At 63.8% G+C, this 17,328-nt stretch carries 16 protein-coding genes; 6 read left to right on the top strand and 10 right to left on the bottom strand.

What is annotated here, in order from left to right:
- The first annotated feature begins 39 nt into the window (after positions 1-39).
- Positions 40-627, top strand: a complete 588-nt coding sequence (gene phaR, locus ACXJKO_RS01065; RefSeq protein WP_457089219.1) for a polyhydroxyalkanoate synthesis repressor PhaR — start codon at positions 40-42, stop codon at positions 625-627.
- Positions 628-702: 75 nt separating this feature from the next.
- Here the strand turns inward: phaR and ACXJKO_RS01060 are convergent, their stop codons facing one another.
- The 3 genes from ACXJKO_RS01060 to mtgA form a co-directional block, all read right to left on the bottom strand.
- Positions 703-2,319 carry an EAL domain-containing protein gene (locus tag ACXJKO_RS01060; protein ID WP_457089218.1) on the bottom strand — a complete coding sequence of 539 codons (1,617 nt, stop codon included), beginning with the start codon at positions 2,317-2,319 and terminating at the stop codon, positions 703-705.
- Positions 2,320-2,524: 205 nt separating this feature from the next.
- Positions 2,525-2,710, bottom strand: a complete 186-nt coding sequence (gene rpmF, locus ACXJKO_RS01055; RefSeq protein WP_202065583.1) for a 50S ribosomal protein L32 — start codon at positions 2,708-2,710, stop codon at positions 2,525-2,527.
- 122 nt (positions 2,711-2,832) lie between these two features.
- A complete protein-coding gene (gene mtgA, locus ACXJKO_RS01050; RefSeq protein WP_457089346.1) occupies positions 2,833-3,519 on the bottom strand; it encodes a monofunctional biosynthetic peptidoglycan transglycosylase in 687 nt (228 codons plus the stop codon).
- Positions 3,520-3,622: 103 nt separating this feature from the next.
- On the opposite strand from mtgA, the gene ACXJKO_RS01045 reads away from it, so the two are divergent.
- A complete protein-coding gene (locus ACXJKO_RS01045; RefSeq protein WP_457089217.1) occupies positions 3,623-4,549 on the top strand; it encodes a polyprenyl synthetase family protein in 927 nt (308 codons plus the stop codon).
- On the opposite strand, the gene ACXJKO_RS01040 is transcribed toward ACXJKO_RS01045, so the two are convergent.
- From ACXJKO_RS01040 to ACXJKO_RS01010, 7 genes are all read right to left on the bottom strand, one after another.
- On the bottom strand, positions 4,546-7,083 hold the full coding sequence (locus tag ACXJKO_RS01040; protein WP_457089216.1) for an HWE histidine kinase domain-containing protein: 2,538 nt from the start codon (positions 7,081-7,083) through the stop codon (positions 4,546-4,548). The genes ACXJKO_RS01045 and ACXJKO_RS01040 overlap by 4 nt on opposite strands.
- 193 nt (positions 7,084-7,276) lie before the next feature.
- Positions 7,277-8,191, bottom strand: coding sequence for a DMT family transporter (locus tag ACXJKO_RS01035; RefSeq protein ID WP_457089215.1), 915 nt, complete (start codon positions 8,189-8,191; stop codon positions 7,277-7,279).
- Positions 8,192-8,267: 76 nt separating this feature from the next.
- On the bottom strand, positions 8,268-10,211 hold the full coding sequence (locus ACXJKO_RS01030; protein ID WP_457089214.1) for a potassium transporter Kup: 1,944 nt from the start codon (positions 10,209-10,211) through the stop codon (positions 8,268-8,270).
- 187 nt (positions 10,212-10,398) lie between these two features.
- Positions 10,399-11,682: a flavodoxin-dependent (E)-4-hydroxy-3-methylbut-2-enyl-diphosphate synthase gene (ispG, locus tag ACXJKO_RS01025; protein WP_457089213.1), complete on the bottom strand. Its 1,284-nt coding sequence runs from the start codon at positions 11,680-11,682 to the stop codon at positions 10,399-10,401.
- 175 nt (positions 11,683-11,857) lie between these two features.
- Complete coding sequence (locus ACXJKO_RS01020; protein ID WP_457089212.1) at positions 11,858-12,352, bottom strand: Fur family transcriptional regulator; 495 nt, start codon at positions 12,350-12,352, stop codon at positions 11,858-11,860.
- Positions 12,353-12,524: 172 nt separating this feature from the next.
- Positions 12,525-13,175: a class I SAM-dependent methyltransferase gene (locus ACXJKO_RS01015; protein WP_457089211.1), complete on the bottom strand. Its 651-nt coding sequence runs from the start codon at positions 13,173-13,175 to the stop codon at positions 12,525-12,527.
- Entirely contained in the window at positions 13,172-14,317 is a 1,146-nt protein-coding gene (locus ACXJKO_RS01010; protein WP_457089345.1) for a glycosyltransferase family 4 protein, read from the bottom strand. Before ACXJKO_RS01010 ends, ACXJKO_RS01015 begins: the two co-directional genes overlap by 4 nt.
- 111 nt (positions 14,318-14,428) lie before the next feature.
- Here ACXJKO_RS01010 and ACXJKO_RS01005 point away from each other — a divergent pair, with 111 nt between their 5' ends.
- The 4 genes from ACXJKO_RS01005 (at position 14,429) to ACXJKO_RS00990 (ending at position 17,294) form a co-directional block, all read left to right on the top strand.
- The gene (locus tag ACXJKO_RS01005; protein WP_457089210.1) at positions 14,429-14,755 is read left to right on the top strand and encodes a SemiSWEET family sugar transporter; all 327 of its coding nucleotides are present in this window, start codon (positions 14,429-14,431) and stop codon (positions 14,753-14,755) included.
- A 27-nt stretch (positions 14,756-14,782) separates the two neighbouring features.
- Positions 14,783-15,949, top strand: a complete 1,167-nt coding sequence (locus tag ACXJKO_RS01000) for a DNA topoisomerase IB (RefSeq protein ID WP_457089209.1) — start codon at positions 14,783-14,785, stop codon at positions 15,947-15,949.
- A 60-nt stretch (positions 15,950-16,009) separates the two neighbouring features.
- Positions 16,010-16,348, top strand: coding sequence for a hypothetical protein (locus ACXJKO_RS00995; protein WP_457089208.1), 339 nt, complete (start codon positions 16,010-16,012; stop codon positions 16,346-16,348).
- Between the two features lie 148 nt (positions 16,349-16,496).
- Positions 16,497-17,294 carry an MBL fold metallo-hydrolase gene (locus tag ACXJKO_RS00990; RefSeq protein WP_457089207.1) on the top strand — a complete coding sequence of 266 codons (798 nt, stop codon included), beginning with the start codon at positions 16,497-16,499 and terminating at the stop codon, positions 17,292-17,294.
- Positions 17,295-17,328 lie beyond the last annotated feature (34 nt).

Genomic DNA, 17,328 nt, shown 5'->3' with positions numbered 1-17,328 from the left:
CTATGCCGGCTGCCGTTTTTCAGGAGCGAATCGGGCCACATGGCGACGGAAAAGCAACCGACGGTCATTAAGAAATATGCCAATCGCCGTCTCTATCACACGGGCACATCCACTTATGTGACACTGGAGGATCTCTCCGGCATGGTGCGCCAGGGCGATGATTTCGTGGTCTACGACGCGAAGTCGGGCGACGACATCACCCGCTCGGTCCTGACCCAGATCATCTTCGAGCAGGAGAACAAGGAGGGGCAGAACCTTCTCCCCGTCACCGTTCTGCGCCAGCTGATCCGGTTCTACGGCGACAGCATGCAGGCGCTCGTTCCGAGCTATCTCGAATTCTCCATGAACAATCTGTCCCAGGAGCAGCAGAAGCTCAGGGACCAGATGTCCACCGCCTTCGGTTCCGGAGCCTTCCAGGCCATGGAGGAGCAGGTGCGCAAGAACATGGGCTTCTTCACGGAAGCCATGCGCATGTTCTCGCCCTTCCCGCCAGGTGGACCGCTGGGTCCGAACGGCTCCAAGGCTCCGGTTGTGCAAGAGCACGAGCAGAGCGGCGGGGATCTCGACGCCCTGAAGCGTCAGATGGCCGACATGCAGGCGAAGTTGGATAAGCTCGCCGGGAAGTAGAGCGAGTCTTCCTCTCACCACGGACTTCATTCGTCATGGCCGGGCTTGTCCCGGCCATCCACGTCTTGGCCGCCTCTAACCCCAAGCCCGCTCCAGCATGTCACGCAGCGGCGACGGCTGCATCAGCGCCGTGGGCTCTCCGAAGAAGCTCCCTTCCAGGTAATCTACACCCCAAGACGTCAGAAGCCGCGCACTCATCTCATCGTCCACCCATTCGGCGGCAATCGCGATGCCGCAATTCTGGGCGCGGTCGATGAGGGTGCGGATGTAGAGCCGGTCCTGCGTCGAGCGCTTGAGCGGCTGGATGAAGATTCCGTCGATCTTGAGGAGATCGAAGGGCATGTGCCGCAGCTGTTCTGCCGCGACATAGCCCTTTCCGTAGCCCGACAGGGCCAGCCCGATGCCGATGGCTTTCATGGCATGGAGGCGGCCCTGGAGCGTGCCGTCGCCGGCAAGGGCGATTTCCGGCACTTCGATCACGAGTCGCGATTCGATGCCGGGGCGGGCGCCGAGATGGGCTGCGAGCATCGGCAGCCATTCCGCATCCTTCAGGGTGGCGGGGGCTATGGGAAGTGAGAGCCGCGCATGGGGGTAACGGGCGAGGTGATCCGCCGCCAGCTCCAGCATGCGACCATCCACCAGAAGCGCGAGATTGGCGTCGTCGAGGCCGGGCACGGGGCCGAGCGGGATCGTGCCGCCATCGGATGTAGATAGAGTGGCGACGGCCTGTGCAAGCGCCGGCTGCCGGGTCTGCGCGTCCATCACGGGCCGAGTGGCCAGGACGAGGCTGCGGTCGTTGAGAGCGGCTACGATATCGAAGGGGGCCTGCTCGACCGAGCGGGAGCGGGGCGCGGGCCGGGGATCGTAGAGCCCTTTGTCCGAGCCGCGATTGTGGCTTGCCTCCACCGCTTCCTCGGCAAAGCGGAGGAGCTTGTGGGCGCGGAAGGTATGGTCTGGAGCGCAGGCCGCGCCCAGGATCAGGCCTTCGCCGCAGCCTTTCAGGAGCCCCGCCATGCGGTTCATGGCGCCGACGGCCTCCGAGGCCGGGYAGCCGACGAGGGCGAGCGCGAAGCGGGTCGAGCCGACGATTCCGAACCCGTCATGCCGGCGCATCATCGGGCGGAGCCTGCGGGCCACCTCGTCCAGGCTATCGGCCTCATTGAGCGCGCCGACGACCAGGGTGCAGGTCTGGGATACGCGCAGGGCCTCGTTGATGCCGTTCTGGACCTGCCGCAGCAGCTCCGAGCRCGCAGCGATCCGGGCAGGCAGGCAATTCTGGGCGGCGAGCGCGGGGTCGGCCCGCAAGGTGCCGCGCACGAAGGCGGGGCGGCCATAGGCGCCCGGCTGCCAGCGCCCGCAATCTTCCACCATCAGCACCTTGTCGGGGCCGAGGCGCAGAGCGTGGCGGGTCTCGTAGGAGCCGCCCGATGTATTCAGATCCGCGATGATGTCGAACCGGGCCAGGCCGCTGCCGGGCTCGACGAGCTGCGCGAAGGCGCGGCCGGTGCGGGGCAGGTCCCGTTTGGTAAGGCCGAGGATCTCGGCGGCGTTCGGACCCCAGGTGAGGGCATCGGTGGCCATGTCCCAGGAATAGGGGGTGCCGGGAAGCGCGGCGGTGACGCCGGCTTGCTTGCGGGGTGTCCGGGATGCTCCCTGGAAAATCCCCAGCCGGCCCTGCCGCTTCGTCGCCATAACGCACACCCTGCACTCAAAAAAACACGCTTGAGGCGAGGGGCACGCCTGCCCTAAGCCTCGGAAAACTCAAGGCGTACAGGATCGGCGCTCAGGCTTAATGAACTGTAAAAAACGAGATACTGAATCAGGTCGCTTGGGGATTGCGGGCATAAAAAAACCGGCGCTTCAGGCGCCGGCTCTTTTTGTCGCATGCCGCGTAAACTTACGCGTCAGCCTTCACCTTCAGAACCTGACGGCCACGGTACATACCGGTCTTCAGGTCGATGTGGTGTGGGCGGCGCAGCTCGCCGGAATCCTTGTCCTCGCTGTAGGTCGGGGCTTTCAAGGCATCGGCGGAGCGACGCATGCCGCGCCGCGAGGGCGACGTTTTTCTCTTAGGAACGGCCATTTCTCGTCTCCGGTCAAAATAGCGGAGCGCCCGCTCAACCGGGAAACGCTCACATCTCAAACTTGATGAGGTTGCGCCTCTTACAAGGTCTTGGAGGAAATATCTAGTCCTTCGTTGCGAATTTAAGGCTTCAGGCAACCGCTGAAGGGGGCCGCTCCCGCCATGCGGGCATGCAACTGCCCCGCCAAAGCCCGGTGGCGGTTGCTGGGTTTTGCCGGATTGCGCACCAGCGGGTTCGGCAGGGACCGCGCGAGGAGGGCTGCCTCCTGCCGGGTCAGGTTCTTGGCCGGTTTGCGGAAGTATTTCTGGGCGGCCGCCTCGGCACCGAAGACGCCTTCGCCCCACTCCGCCACGTTGAGATAGACCTCCATCATCTGCCGCTTGGACCAGATCAGGTCGAGATAGAGGGCCACCGGTAGCTCCAGGCCTTTGCGGAGATAGGACCGGCTCGGCCACAGGAAGAGGTTCTTGGCCACCTGCATGGGAATGGTCGAGGCGCCCCGGGAGGGGCCGTCCTCGTCGGCATCCTCCACCACTTCGCGGATGGCGATCCAGTCGACCCCGTTATGCTCGCAGAACCGGCTGTCCTCGGCGGTCATGACCGCAAGCGGCAGGTGCGGGGAAATCTCATCGAGCCCGACGAAATCCCGCTCTACGCTCTGCAGCGTCATCCAGCGGCCCATCATGAGGGTGGAAACCGGAGGCACGACCCAGTAGAGAAGCCCTAGCAAAAGAACCGCGCCGACCCATAAGACAATCAGACCAAGGCCGATCTGGACGACGCGGCGGAGGAACCGGGAGACCGTCATCGGCCCTCGCGCCCGACCCGGCCGCAATGTCCAGCGACGCCTCGATTTTTCCTCAATGTTCTCCTCGGACGTGGCCGCTGCCCCGTCCGAATTCGGGCTCATCATGTCGCCATCCAACAGCACTTTCACCGCGCGGCTCGTCGAGGCCGCGCAGCTCGTCGAAGCCAATCTCGAAGCCTTGCTATCAGACAAAGCGGGCCACGGCGAGATTGCGCGGCCTGCGCGCCTGATGGCCGCCATGCGGCATGCGGCCTTAGGCGGCGGCAAGCGGTTGCGTCCCTTCCTCGCCATCGAGGCGGCGCGGCTCTTCGGCCGGGAGGGAGAGGGCCCCCTGCGGGCCGGTTCAGCTATCGAGCTCCTGCATTGCTATTCCCTGGTGCATGACGACCTGCCCTCCATGGACGACGACGACCTGCGGCGCGGGCGCCCGACGGTGCACAAGGCCTATGACGAGGCGACCGCGATTCTCGTGGGCGACGCCCTCCAGACACTCGCCTTCGAGGTGCTGGCGGAGGCGGCCACCGATCCCGATCCCGCCATTCGCGCCGATCTCGTGCTCGGCCTCGCCCGCGCCTCGGGCTTGGGCGGCATGGTCGGCGGGCAGTTGCTCGACCTCACGGCGGAGGGGCGCTACGGCGCGGCCACCATGGGCGAGGCGGAAATACGCCAGCTCCAGATGATGAAAACCGGCGCGATCCTCACCTTCTCGGCGGAGGCTGGCGCAATCATCGGCAAGGCGGATGCGGATTCGCGCCGGAGCCTCGTGGAATACGGCCGCGCGCTGGGCGCGGCCTTCCAGGTCGCCGACGACATTCTCGACCGGGAGGCTTCCGCGGAGGCGCTCGGCAAGCGCACCGGCAAGGATCAGGAGAAGGGTAAGGCGACTCTCGTCGATCTGCTCGGCATGGACGGCGCGAAACGCGAATGCGCCGCACTGGTGGACAAGGCCCATGCCGCGCTCGACCGGTTCAGTGCGAAGGCCGATACCCTGCGCGAAGCCGTGCGCTTTGTGGTGGAACGACAGGTTTAGCGGGCCGTCACCACCTGGATGATCGCCTCGGTGAGGCTGTCCGCGTCGTAGGGTTTGCGAACGACAGGTATATCCGCGAACGAGGCGGGTACCATGCCGTTCTCGCCGTAGCCGGTGGCGAAGACGAACGGGATCTTGCGCCTCGCCAATTCCTCGGCGACCGGGATCGAGGTCTCGCTGCCGAGATTGACGTCGAGAATGGCGGCGCTCGGTGTCGAGGCGGACAGCTTGCGCAGGGCATCGGAGACGGATCCGCTCGTGATTACATCGCCAATCCCGCTCTCGTTGAGCATGGCTTCCACATCGAGCGCGATCAGAAGCTGATCCTCGACCAGCAGTAGCGAAATCTCGGCGAGATTGATGCGCGTTTTGACAGCAACGCCCAGCCGTTGGGGCTGCTCGTCATCCGGCGCAAAGATCTGCGCAATGTGCTTTTGCGGAATCAGGAGGGAGGCCTCGACGCCGGTGGGCGGATAATCGACGCGGCTTTCGCCGCCGAGATCGTAAGGGATGCTGCGGTCGATCAGCACCGTGCCGAACCCTTCGCGCTTGGGCGGCGATACGATCGGGCCGCCGGATTCCCGCCACATGATCCGGCATCCGCCCTCGGCTTCGAGCGTCCAGATCACCGAGAGCTGGCCGCCGGCTTTCGAGAGCGCGCCGTACTTCGCCGCATTGGTGCACAATTCATGCAACACCAGCGCCATCACTGAATAGGCGCGCGCATCGAGCCCTACCTTCGGACCTTGAAACACGATGCTCGTGCTGGGCTCGCGATAGGGTGTCAGCTCCGCGCCGAGGAGTTCGTCCAAGAAGCCGCCGCCGCCGCTGCGAACGACCTGATCGTGCGCGACGGCGAGAGCCTGGATGCGGCCCTGCAGGGATGAGATGTAATCCTTCAGCTCACGGCCTTCCTCGACCGGATGTCCGACGAGGGACTTGATGATCGCGAGGATGTTCTTGACCCGGTGGTTGAGTTCCTCGTTCAGCATGCGCTGACGGACGTCGGCCTTCGTGCGTTCGTCGGCAAGAAGCTCTCCGTGACGCAGCACGACTTCGGCCAGGGTGATCTTCGTCGCCTCCGCGATCTCGCGGTCCGCTCCGGTCCAGGGCAGGGATTGCGCGTGAACGATCTGCTTCCAGATGGCGAAGCTCTTTCGCGGCGTCAGCCGGTCGCCCATGGAGCCGGTATTGTAGGACTTGTCGGGATTGCCGGCCCAATCCAGCGTCTGAACCTGCTCCTTGCGGAAGAAGAACAGGTAGTCGCGCGGCCTCTGCGACAGCGGCACGGCCATCACGCCCGAGGCCTGCGCCCGGTAATTGTCGGCCGATGCGAGACGGTGGGACAAGGCGTGCGTCGCCCACACCTTGCCCTCGGCCACGTTGCCGGCGAAGCGCGCGAGACCGGCGATGGCATCGGCCGGAGGCGTGCTGCCTTGCGCCGTCCACACGCCGTCGATCCAGAGGCCGACGCCGTCGCATGGAACGAGCTGGCCGAGATCGCCGAGGCTTGCGCGCAGCATGTCGCTCACATCGGATTGGTGCGAGGCCAGCCGCAGGATCTTGTCCAGCGAGCGGCGCGCGTCCATGGCCACATCGAGCTTGCGTCGCTGCAGGAGCGCGTTGAGATGGAGCGAGAAGAATTCCCCGAACACTTCCGCGGCCACGCGCAGGCCCATGGGCAGGACACGGGGCGAATAATGATGGCAGGCGATGAGGCCCCACAGCTCGCCGTCGATGATGATCGAGATCGACATCGATCCGGCGACACCCATGTTGTGCAGGTATTCGAGGTGGATCGGCGAGACGCTGCGCAGATGGGCGAAGGACAGATCGAGCGGCTCGCCCGATGCATCGAGCGCCGGCTCCAGCGGGATCTGCCGGCTGTCGGCATCGCCGATGATACGGATGATGTTGCGCAGATAAAGAACGCGCGCCTGCTGGGGAATGTCGCTGGCGGGAAAATACTGGCCGAGGAAGCTTTCGAGATCGCTGCGCTTAGCTTCACTCACAACCTTGCCGGAGCCGTCGCGCTCGAAGCGGTAGACCATGACGCGGTCGTAGCCGAGGAGGCCGCGCACGAGCCGCGCGGTTTCGCGCACGAGGCGATCCGCATCGGTCGTCCTGCTCAGGCGGCCGATCAGGGCGCGGGTGAGGTCGAGAGGATGGTTGAACCGCGTGGCAGACGGCTCGAACTCGATGATGACCGTCGATTGGAAACGGTGAATGGCGACATCGAAGGTTCTGCCATTGATATCGAGATCGAACAGCAGAGCGGCCCGGCCCTCGCTGCTCGATGTCGCGAGTGCATTGCGCAGCGTGTGGGCAATCTCTCCGCCGAGAAGATTTTCCAACGCGCTTCCGTTGATCTCGCCCCTGAGGCCCAGGATCGCGGATGCATTCGCGGAATGGCGCAGGATCAGCGATACCTGCGTATCGCAGGCGAGCAGGCAACCATGTTCCTGGATGCTGCCGGGAATGTGGATCGGCTCCCGGTCGCAATTGGTCAGGTTGACAGGCTCGTTCACATCCATCCCGACGGCTCTTTCAGTTCCAGGCGATCAGTGCCCAATACCGAGTGCCCCTGCATGAAGGACATTAAGCCAAGGGGGATCGATGGGAAGGGGCGATGAGATTCTGCGTCCAGAAAACCAATTCTATTGCATCAAGGATCAACTGCGACGCACGCGTTGTCGCAGGTTCTCCATCTCACCTGAATGGTCAAGGTCAAACTCTTGCGGATTGGCGTCTCTTGAACCAGCGCGGCAACTTCATTTCGCTCACGATGACACCGGCCACGATCAAGGCGGCGCCGAGCAGAGCCGCAACGGGCATGAGCTCCCCGTAGAGACGACCGACGATCCCCGCCCAGACGGGCTCACCCGCATAGATCACCGTGGCGCGGGTGGGCGAGACCGTCTTCTGCGCCCAGTTCATCGCAAGCTGAATGCCGGCGCTGGCAAGCCCGAGGCCGACGGCGCTGCCGATCAGGAGCCATGACGGCGCGGGCAGTGACTCGCCGAGGGGAGCCATCAATCCGAGCGCGAGAACCGAAGTGGTCGCCAACTGCACCACGGTCACGCGGCGCGCATTCACTTTGCCGGCATAAGCGCCGATGAGAATGATCTCGGCGGAAATGGCGATGGCACAGAGCAGCGTCAAAATCTCGCCGATGCCGAGGCCGATGGAGGTGCCGTCGGGCCCTGCTAGAAGGGCAAGGCCGATGAAGGCGAGCGCGATGCCGGACCACGCCATGACGCTCGGCGGGCGCTTCAGCACCAGCCATTGCAGCAGCGGCACGATCGGCACGTAGAGCGCCGTGATGAAAGCCGACTTGCTGCTGGGGATATATTGCAGCCCGTAGGTCTGGAGTGTGTAGCCGAAGAAGATGGCGATGCCGATCATGACGCCCGCCTTGATCTCGAGCCATGTCAGCCCGCGCAGCACGGGCGCGGCAATGAGGGCCATCATCAACGCCGCCGTGCCGAAGCGAAGCCCCACGAAGAACAGCGGCCCGCTCGCGCTGAGCGCCAATTGTACGACGAGGAAGGTGGCGCCCCAGATCATCGTGACGAACACGAGCACCGCCTCGCTGCGGCTGAGAGCGAAGGGAGAGGCGGGTGAGGTAGGGGCGGAGTTCACGTAATAAATCCTCGACGGAGCGTGCGTCGCACGAGGAGTGCAGGCACGTCCAGATCAAGACTGAAGAGGTAACGGCTTACACGGTGACCTGCGTTCCGACTTCCACCACGCGCCCTGTCGGGATCTGGAAGAAGTCCGTGGCGTCGCTGGCCGATTTGGCGAGGCCGATGAAAACCTTATCCTGCCAGAGCGGCATGCCTGAATGGCTGGCGGGGCGGATCGAGCGCCGCGAGAGGAAGAACGAGGTCGCCATGATGTCGACCTTGAAGCCCTGCTTGCGCAGGATCGCGAGGCCACGCGGAATGTTCGGCGTTTCCATGTAGCCGTAGCTCAGGCGGATGCGCCAGAACGTGTCGCCTACATGCTCGATGGCGACGCGGTCCTCGTCTTCGACACGCGGAATGTCCTCGCTGCGCACGGTGAGGATCACGTTCTTCTCGTGCAGCACCTTGTTGTGCTTGAGGTTGTGGAGCAGGGCGGCCGGCGCGGTGTCGGGATCGCTCGTGAGGAACACGGCGGTGCCCTTCACACGGTGCGGCGGGCTCTTCTCGAGCATCTGCACCAGCTCGACCAAAGGTACGTCGATCTTGCGGGTCTTCTCGAACAAGATCCGCGTGCCCTTCACCCAGGTATACATGAGCACGAAGAAGAAGCCGGCGATGATCAGGGGCACATAGCCGCCGTCCAGGAGCTTCACGAGGTTGGACGAGAGGAAGGTGAGGTCGATCAGCAGCAGGGGGATCATCACGAGTCCGGTCTTCACCGGACCCCAGCCCCAGCTGCGGCTCATGACCACGCAGGCGAGAAGCGTGGTGACGACCATGGTGCCGAACACCGCGATGCCATAGGCGCTGGCGAGGCTGCTGGAGGAGCCGAAGAGCATCACGAGGCTGACCACTGCGGCAAGCAGAAGCCAGTTCACACGGGGCAGATAGATCTGTCCTGAATGGGTCTCGGAGGTGAAGCGTACTTCGAGCCGCGGCAGCAGGCCGAGCTGAATAGCCTGCCGCGTCAGCGAAAAGGCGCCGGTGATGACGGCCTGGCTCGCGACGATAGTGGCGAGCGTCGCCAGCACCACGAGGGGCAGGAGCAGCCAGGGCGGCGCCAGAAGGAAGAAGGGGTTCGCGAGGGCGTCGGGATTCGACAGCACCAGGGCGCCTTGGCCGAGATAGTTAAGGGCGAGCGCCGGGAAGACGACGGTGCTCCAAGCCACGCGGATCGGGCGGCGGCCGAAATGGCCGAGATCCGCGTAGAGCGCTTCCGCGCCCGTCACGGCCAAGCACACGCTGCCGAGAATGGCAAAGGCCGTTCCCGGATGTGTAACGAGGAAGGAGACGCCGTAATACGGATTGAAGGAGAGCAGAACCTCCCAGTCGTCGGCGATATGGAGGAGGCCGAGACCCGCCATGGTGATGAACCATAGGAGCGTCAGCGGGCCGAAGAACGCCGCGACCTTGCCCGTGCCGCGGCTTTGCACGGCGAACAGGGCGATCAGGATCGCCAGGGCGCCCGGCAGCACATAGCTCTCGAAGGATGGGGCGACGAGTTTCAGGCCCTCAAGGGCCGATAGGACCGAGATGGCGGGGGTGATGGCGGCGTCGCCAAAGAACAGGGCCGCTCCGGCCATACCCATCATCAGCACGGGAAGGCTTCGACGCCCGAGCGCGAGCTGGGTCAGGGCCACGAGGGTCAACGAGCCGCCTTCGCCCTTGTTGTCGGCGCGCAGAAGAATCAGCACGTATTTGACGCTGACCGTGAGGATCAGCGCCCAGATCAGCAGCGACAGGATGCTGATGATCAGCTCGCGGCTGAGCGGAACGGGCGTTCCATGGTGACCGCCGGTGGCGGCCGCCACCGTCTCGCGCATGGCGTAAAGAGGGCTCGTGCCGATATCGCCATAGACCACGCCGATAGCGCCGAGCATGAGGGTCCAGAAGCCCGCATGGGAGTGGCTTTCGGGGGTGCTGGCCTCCGGAGCCGCGGAATCGGCGTGCCCAGGAGCGACTTGCTGTTCTGCCATGTGTGCTTTTCTTTGCGGATAGCCCGCGAACGGCCCTTGTTGAATCACTCTCGTCGACGACGAAGGGCGGCCCCTTCTCCGATGCTCTTCCTCGGTGAGCGCAAGCGACCGTCACTGCCGGCGCGGCGGGCTCTCTAGCACATCGCGCCCTAGCTTAAAACGGAATTTCAGCAAGGGTTCCACTGCCTTATTCGGCGGCATCGCGCCCGGCTTGGCCGTAATTCTTCTCGATATAGTCGAGCACGAGCTTCTGGAAGTCCTGGGCCAGCGTCGCCCCACGTAGGGTCAGAGCCTTCTTTCCGTCGATGAAGACCGGGGCCGCCGGCTGCTCGCCGGTGCCGGGCAGGGAAATGCCGATATTGGCGTGCTTCGATTCGCCAGGGCCGTTCACGATGCAGCCCATGACGGCGACGTTCAGGTTCTCGACACCGGGATAGGTGCGTTTCCAATCGGGCATGGAGGTAGAAATCCAGGTCTGGATGTCCCGCGCCAGCTCCTGGAATACGGAGGACGTGGTGCGTCCGCAGCCGGGGCAGGCCGCGACCAGGGGCACGAAGGTGCGGAAACCCATGGTTTGGAGCAGTTCCTGGGCGGTCTTCACCTCGAGGGTGCGGTCGCCGCCGGGCTCAGGCGTCAGCGAGAAGCGAATCGTGTCGCCGATGCCCTGCTGGAGCAGGATGCCGATGGCGGCGGAAGAGGCCACGATGCCCTTCGAGCCCATGCCGGCCTCGGTGAGGCCCAGATGGATCGCGTAATCGGAGCGGCGGGCGAGGTCCTCGTAAACCGCAATCAGGTCCTGCACGGCGGAAACCTTGGCCGAGAGGATGATCCGGTCCTTCGCCAAGCCGATCTCCTCCGCGCGGGCGGCGGAGAGGAGGGCGGACTGGAGCATGGCTTCTCGGGTCACCCAGCGCATGTCGCGCGGGTTCGCGGAGGCCGCGTTCTCGTTCATGAGATGGGTCAGGAGTTCCTGGTCGAGGGAGCCCCAGTTCGCGCCGATGCGCACGGCCTTGTCGTGGCGGATCGCCTGCTCGACGATGGCGCCGAACTGCCGGTCCTTCTTCTCCTTGAAGCCCACATTGCCGGGATTGATGCGGTACTTGGCGAGCGCCTCGGCGCAGGCCGGATGATCGGCCAGCAGCTGGTGGCCGATGTAATGGAAGTCGCCGACGAGCGGGACGCTCACGCCAAGCCGGTCGAGCCGCTCGCGGATCTTCGGCACGGCGGCGGCGGCCTCGTCGCGGTCCACCGTGATGCGCACGATCTCCGAACCCGCGCGGGCAAGCGCCGCCACCTGGGCCACGGTCCCGTCCACATCCGCCGTGTCCGTGTTGGTCATGGACTGGACGACGATGGGAGCGCCGCCGCCGACCATGACATTGCCGACCCTCACGCCCACAGTGCGGTGGCGCGGGGCGGGGCCTGCATGGGTCTCAAGGCAAGGCGCTTCAGGAGAAGACAAAGAAGACATGCTGCAATCCACGGCGGCCGGTCACAATGGCTGCCGCCGTTTAGCTGATGCCAAAACCCTGTTCCGTCAAGCGCGGCCTAGAGCATCGGGCCCAAAAGTGGGAACCGGTTTTGGGTGAAAAGATGCTCAGGACCAAAACCTCGAAGCATCGGCCTCGACGAGCGCTGATGCGGTTTCAGCAACGGGCGCAGCGGCCGATGATTTCCAGGGCCTTGGCGTGCGAGGAGAAGCTGTGCTGCTTCAGGAGGCCGGACAGGGCGCGGGCAATCTCGGGGGAAGGAATATCCGTGACCTCGCCGCACCCTTCGCAGATCAAAAAGGCATGGGTGGCGCTGTTGGGCTCCCCGTCATGGGCAACATAAGCGTTCAGGCTCGCGATGCGATGGGCCAAGCCCTGCTCGATCAGGAAGTCGAGGGCGCGATAAACGGTGATCGGGGCGACCCGCCGGCCCTGCGGCGCGAGAAGGGCTGCCAGATCGTAGGCGCCGAGGGGCTTTGCGGCTGTGTGGAGCACTTCTAGAACCCGGCGGCGGATCGGCGTCAGGCGAACGCGCTGGGCCTTACAGATCTCCTCGGCCTGCGACAGACTTTTCGCAACTTTCGCCGGAATGCGGATCGCTTTTGCGGTTTCACGAAGGCTGGAGGGAAGATCGAGGACAGGCTGAGTCATAAGAGTGCTCTGAATCTGACGGCCAAAATGGAACGGAATGGAATGAAGCGAGGCAAAGCAGGTCAGCCCCTCCTCAAAAAGATAGTTTATATCGAAACATAATCAACCCGTCGAAGCGCAAAGCCGGCGAGGAATTTTGCCGGATTGCAAAGACCCGAGGCTTGGCAGGGATTTAACTATGCCGAAAACGCCAGACGCTGGTCTTCTTGATCTCGGTATCCTCGAGGGTGCGGGTCACCGGGACCTCGTAATGGCTAACCTGCTCCAGCTTTTCCCTGGGCAGGTAGCTGCGCCCCGGATCGCCGATGAGCACCGTGGCGCCTCGGCGGCTGAGGTCGAACAGCCAATCCGTCACTTGCGCTGCCAGATCGCGCTCGTAGCAAATGTCACCGGCAAGCACCGTATCCCATCCCCGGTCCTGGCCGATCAGGTTGTCCTGCACGGGCGTCACCGTCACCCCATTGGCCTCGGCATTGAGCCCGATGGCGACTATGGCGAAGGAATCGATATCGCAGGCCGCAACCTCCGCTGCTCCCGCCTTCATGGCCGCGATGGCGACGAGCCCGGAGCCCGAGGCGAAGTCCAGAACCCGTTTGCCGCGCACGGTCTCGGGATTGTCGAGGATGTAGCGGGCAAGCGCCTGCCCGCCGGCCCAGGCAAAGGCCCAGAAGGGCGGCGGCAGGCCGATCTCGCCGAGTTCCTCCTCCGTCCGCTGCCAGAGCTCCGTCGCCTCGTCGGCCACATGCAGGGAAAGTTCCGGCGTGTGAGGAACCGGCAGAAGCCGTGTCTCGGCGTGGATAAAGGCAACCGGGTCCTTGATCATGAGCTGAGCAGGGAGGCGTAAAGCCGCTTGAGGTCGTCCATCACATGGCGCTCGGTAAAGCCTTCCAGTACCCGAGCCCGCGCAGCCTCGCCCATGCGGGCCACGCGATCCGGCTCCGAGGCCAGCGCGATCAGGGCTTTTGCCAGCGCATCGGCGTCATCCGGCGTCACCACGAAACCTTCCACCCCATCGCGGATCAGGGCGCGGCAGCCGGGCACATCGGTGGTGAGGATCGCACGGCCGCAGGCGGCGGCTTCCAGCAGGGTGCGCGGCAGGCCTTCGCCGCCGCGCGAGGGCAGGCAGGCGATGTGGTGGTCGCGCCAGACGGCTGCCACGTCCCGCGTCGGCCCATGCCAGGAGATTCCCGGCTCGGCGCTCCAGCCTTTGAGGGTTTCTTCCGGAATGGCCTTGGGGTTCGACGGGTCGGGCGCGCCGTAAAGCGACAGCTCCACATCGGCGCCGTTCGCCCGAGCGATGCAAACGGCCTCGACCGCGAGATCGATGCCCTTGGACCAGAGCATGCGGGCAACAAGGGCCACCCTCAAAGGCGGTTGCGAGGGAAGCGGAGCGGGCTGAAGAACATCCGGGTCGATGCCCGCGCCGCCCACGATGGTGACGTTGGAAGCCTTGGGATCAAGCCCCAGCAGTTTCGGATCGTCCGGGTTCTCGAACAGATAGCGTGTGTTGGATGTTGCAAGCCCGCGCACCAGCAGGCGCACGGCGCGCTGGGACCAGCGCCCGACGAAATCGGTACGGGCTCCTAAGAACCCGAGCCCCGTCAGCGCATAGACCCGCCGCCCGACACCAGCCATGGAGGCGGCAAAGCCTCCGACCAGAATGCTTTTGAGCGCGATGCAGTGAACGAGATCGGCCTTCTCGTCCTTCAGGATCGCAGCGAGTTGGCCTGCGGCATAGCCCGCCGCCATGGGGTTGAGGCTGCGCCGCTCCGCTTCCAGCGCGATGACCTTCGCGCCGGTAGCTTCGATCGCCTCGCGATGGGTGCGCACCCGTGTCACCACCGTGACGTCGAGCCCAAGCTCGCGCGCGGCCCTGGCCATCGGCAGGAAATGCGAGACGAAGAACCAGTCCTCGGTAACGACGAAGACGAGCTTGCGGCCCTGTGTTTCGGGAAGGGGTGTCAGCGACAAGGGATCATCCGGATGAAAAAGGCTCTGCCCTTCTAGCTGTGGTGATGGATAGAGGGAACCACCCATTTCCCCATCCGTTGCCGTGACCTGACGATGGAGACGCGTATGAGTGAGTGGCTGCCGACGATCCTGGCGACGGTAGCGGGCATCCTGTCCACAGCAAGCTTCGTGCCGCAGGTGCTCAAAGCTTGGAGGGAGCGGGATACGGCCGCCATCTCCAAGCGCATGTATATGGTCACCGTCACAGCCTTCACGCTCTGGTCCGCTTACGGCTTCCTGATCGGCAACATGCCGCTTATCGTCTTCAACCTGTTGAGCTTGTGCTTGAGCGGAACGATCCTCTTTCTGAAGATCCGCACCGATCGCCAGGAAGCGCGCATGCAAGGCGCGTCTTCGTCACGCAGGGAACCGGGAGCTGTCTCATCCGGTTGACGTCCTGCTCTTCATTCAAGGCGACCCATGGCGCTCGATTCAAACAATACCACCGATGTCGTCGATCCCCGCGATGCCGCCGAGAGTGCGGGGCTTCTGTATGTCTCCGACGAGGAGCCGGGCATCCGGCGCAAGAAATCCGGCAAGGGCTTCACCTATCTGCGCCCGGACGGAAAGAAGGTCGCGGACGACGCTACATTGAAGCGCATCAAATCGCTCGTCATTCCGCCCGCATATACGGATGTGTGGATCTGCTCCAAAGCCAACGGTCACATCCAGGCCACGGGACGTGACGCCAAGGGCCGCAAGCAATATCGCTATCACGCTGCTTTCCGCGAGGCGCGGGAGAGCACCAAATACGAGCACATGCTGGAATTCGCCAATGGCCTTCCGGCGATCCGCAAGACCATCGACGAGCATATGGGCCTGCGCGGGTTGCCGCGCGAGAAGGTTCTCGCAACCGTCGTGCATCTTCTCGAGAACACGCTGATCCGCGTGGGTAATGAGGATTACGCCAAGCAGAACAAGAGCTATGGCCTCACCACCTTACGCGATCCGCACGTCAAGGTGAATGGCGGCGAGCTGCGGTTCCAGTTCAAGGGCAAGAGCGGCAAGACCTGGAAGCTGCAGGTCAAGGATCGCCGCGTCGCCAAGATCGTGAAAGCCTGCCAGGACCTGCCGGGCCAGGATCTGTTTCAATATCTCGACGAGAACGGCGAACGGCAATCGATCTCCTCCTCGGACGTGAACGCGTATCTCAAGGAGATCACTGGGCGCGATATCACGGCAAAAGATTTTCGCACCTGGGCGGGCACGGTGCTCGCCACATTGGCGTTGTCCGAATTCGAGCAGTTCGACAGCGAGGCAAAAGCCAAGAAGAACATCCGCGCGGCCATCGAGGAGGTGTCGTCAAGGCTGGGCAACACGCCCACCATCTGCCGCAAATGCTATGTCCATCCGGAGGTATTCTCCTGCTATCTCGACGGCGATCTGCTTTTGGAGATCAAAAACCAGGTCGAGACCGAGCTGCGCGAAGACTTGTCTTCCCTGAGGCCGGAAGAGGCGGCGGTGCTTACGCTCCTGCAGGAGCGCCTGTCTCGCGAGGTCCAGAAGCAGGAAAAGGTGAAGCCTGCGAGAAAGCGCAGCACATCGACCCGCAGGCAGAGTAAAGCACAGCCCGAGGCGCGTGTCTGAGCCGCTTGACCGATCCTTCGCGTCTGTGCTCCATCGCGCGGCTACGCCGCCGAGGTTCATATGCGCCTGCTCTCCATGACCATGCTCTGTACTACCATTGTCTTCGGGAATGCGCTTTCACCGAGCATCGCTCAGGATCGCCCTGAGCAAAGCTGGGTGGAAGTCAAGTGCGAGCGCTATAAGAAGGCTTGGGTCGAAGCGTTGAAGAGGCGCGGCATGAAGGGCATCGGGCAGGAATTCATTGAGCGCCACGAAGCCTTTCTCGCCTCCGGCTGCACCGCGCGAGGAGATGTCTGCCCTCGCTCCACCGAGGAGTTCGACCTCGCCAACATGATGGTCGTCGCAGCCATGAATGCAGGAACGGCCAGTACCTTCCCACCCTTCTCCTGCCGGAAGTAGCGGCCTCCGATCGAACAATCTCCTGTAGCCTCGCGTTAGGACCCGGTCACGTCCCTGCCGGCGAGGTCTCCACATGCGCGTTCATCATCTCAATTGCGGCTGCATGTGTCCGGTCGGAGGCAAGCTTTGGGATGGGGTGAGTCGTGGAATGACCGCGCAGCTGGTGTGCCATTGCCAGCTTGTCGAAACCGACAGCGACGGGCTGGTGCTCGTGGATACCGGCTTTGGCTCTCGGGATGTAGAGCACCCTTATGAGCGGTTGAGCCCGCTTTTTATTCACACCAACCGCATCCAGCTGGAACATCGCTACACCGCCCTGGAGCAGGTGAGGCAACTGGGCTTTTCAGCCCGCGACGTGCGCCACATCGTTCTCACCCATCTCGATTTCGATCATGCGGGCGGTCTCGAGGATTTTCCTGAAGCGAGGGTGCATGTGCTGGAAGCCGAGATGGACATCGCCGAGGACCGGCATGGGTTTATCCAGACACGCCGCTACAGCCCCGAGCAATGGGACGAGGTTCGCGACTGGCGTCTCTACAATCCTGACGGCGAGCGCTGGTTCGGCTTCGAGGCCGTGCGCGATCTCGATGGATTACCGCCCGAGATCCTGATGGTTCCGCTGCCGGGGCATACGCTCGGTCATGCCGGCATTGCCATCGATACGCCGGAGGGCTGGCTGCTCAATGCGGGCGATGCCTATTTCCATCGCCACGAGATGGACTCTAAGCCTTCCTGCACGCCGGGCCTTGCCGCCTATCAGCACCTAATGGAAATGGACAGGCCGTTGCGGCTTCACAATCAGGAGCGACTGCGGGAACTCGCAAACGATAGGCGCAGCAACGTGAGAATCTTCTGCAGCCATGATCCCGTGGAACTCGAAGCTCTCTCCCGCCTCAGCGCGGGTTGGCAGCCGCTTTCCGGATATCAAGCGGGTCTTCGGGCCTAAGCAAGGCCGTGCCCCTTGGTTTCATGCCGCAACT

Source organism: Microvirga sp. P5_D2 (assembly GCF_054049475.1).
This window is presented reverse-complemented; position numbering and strand designations above follow the sequence as displayed.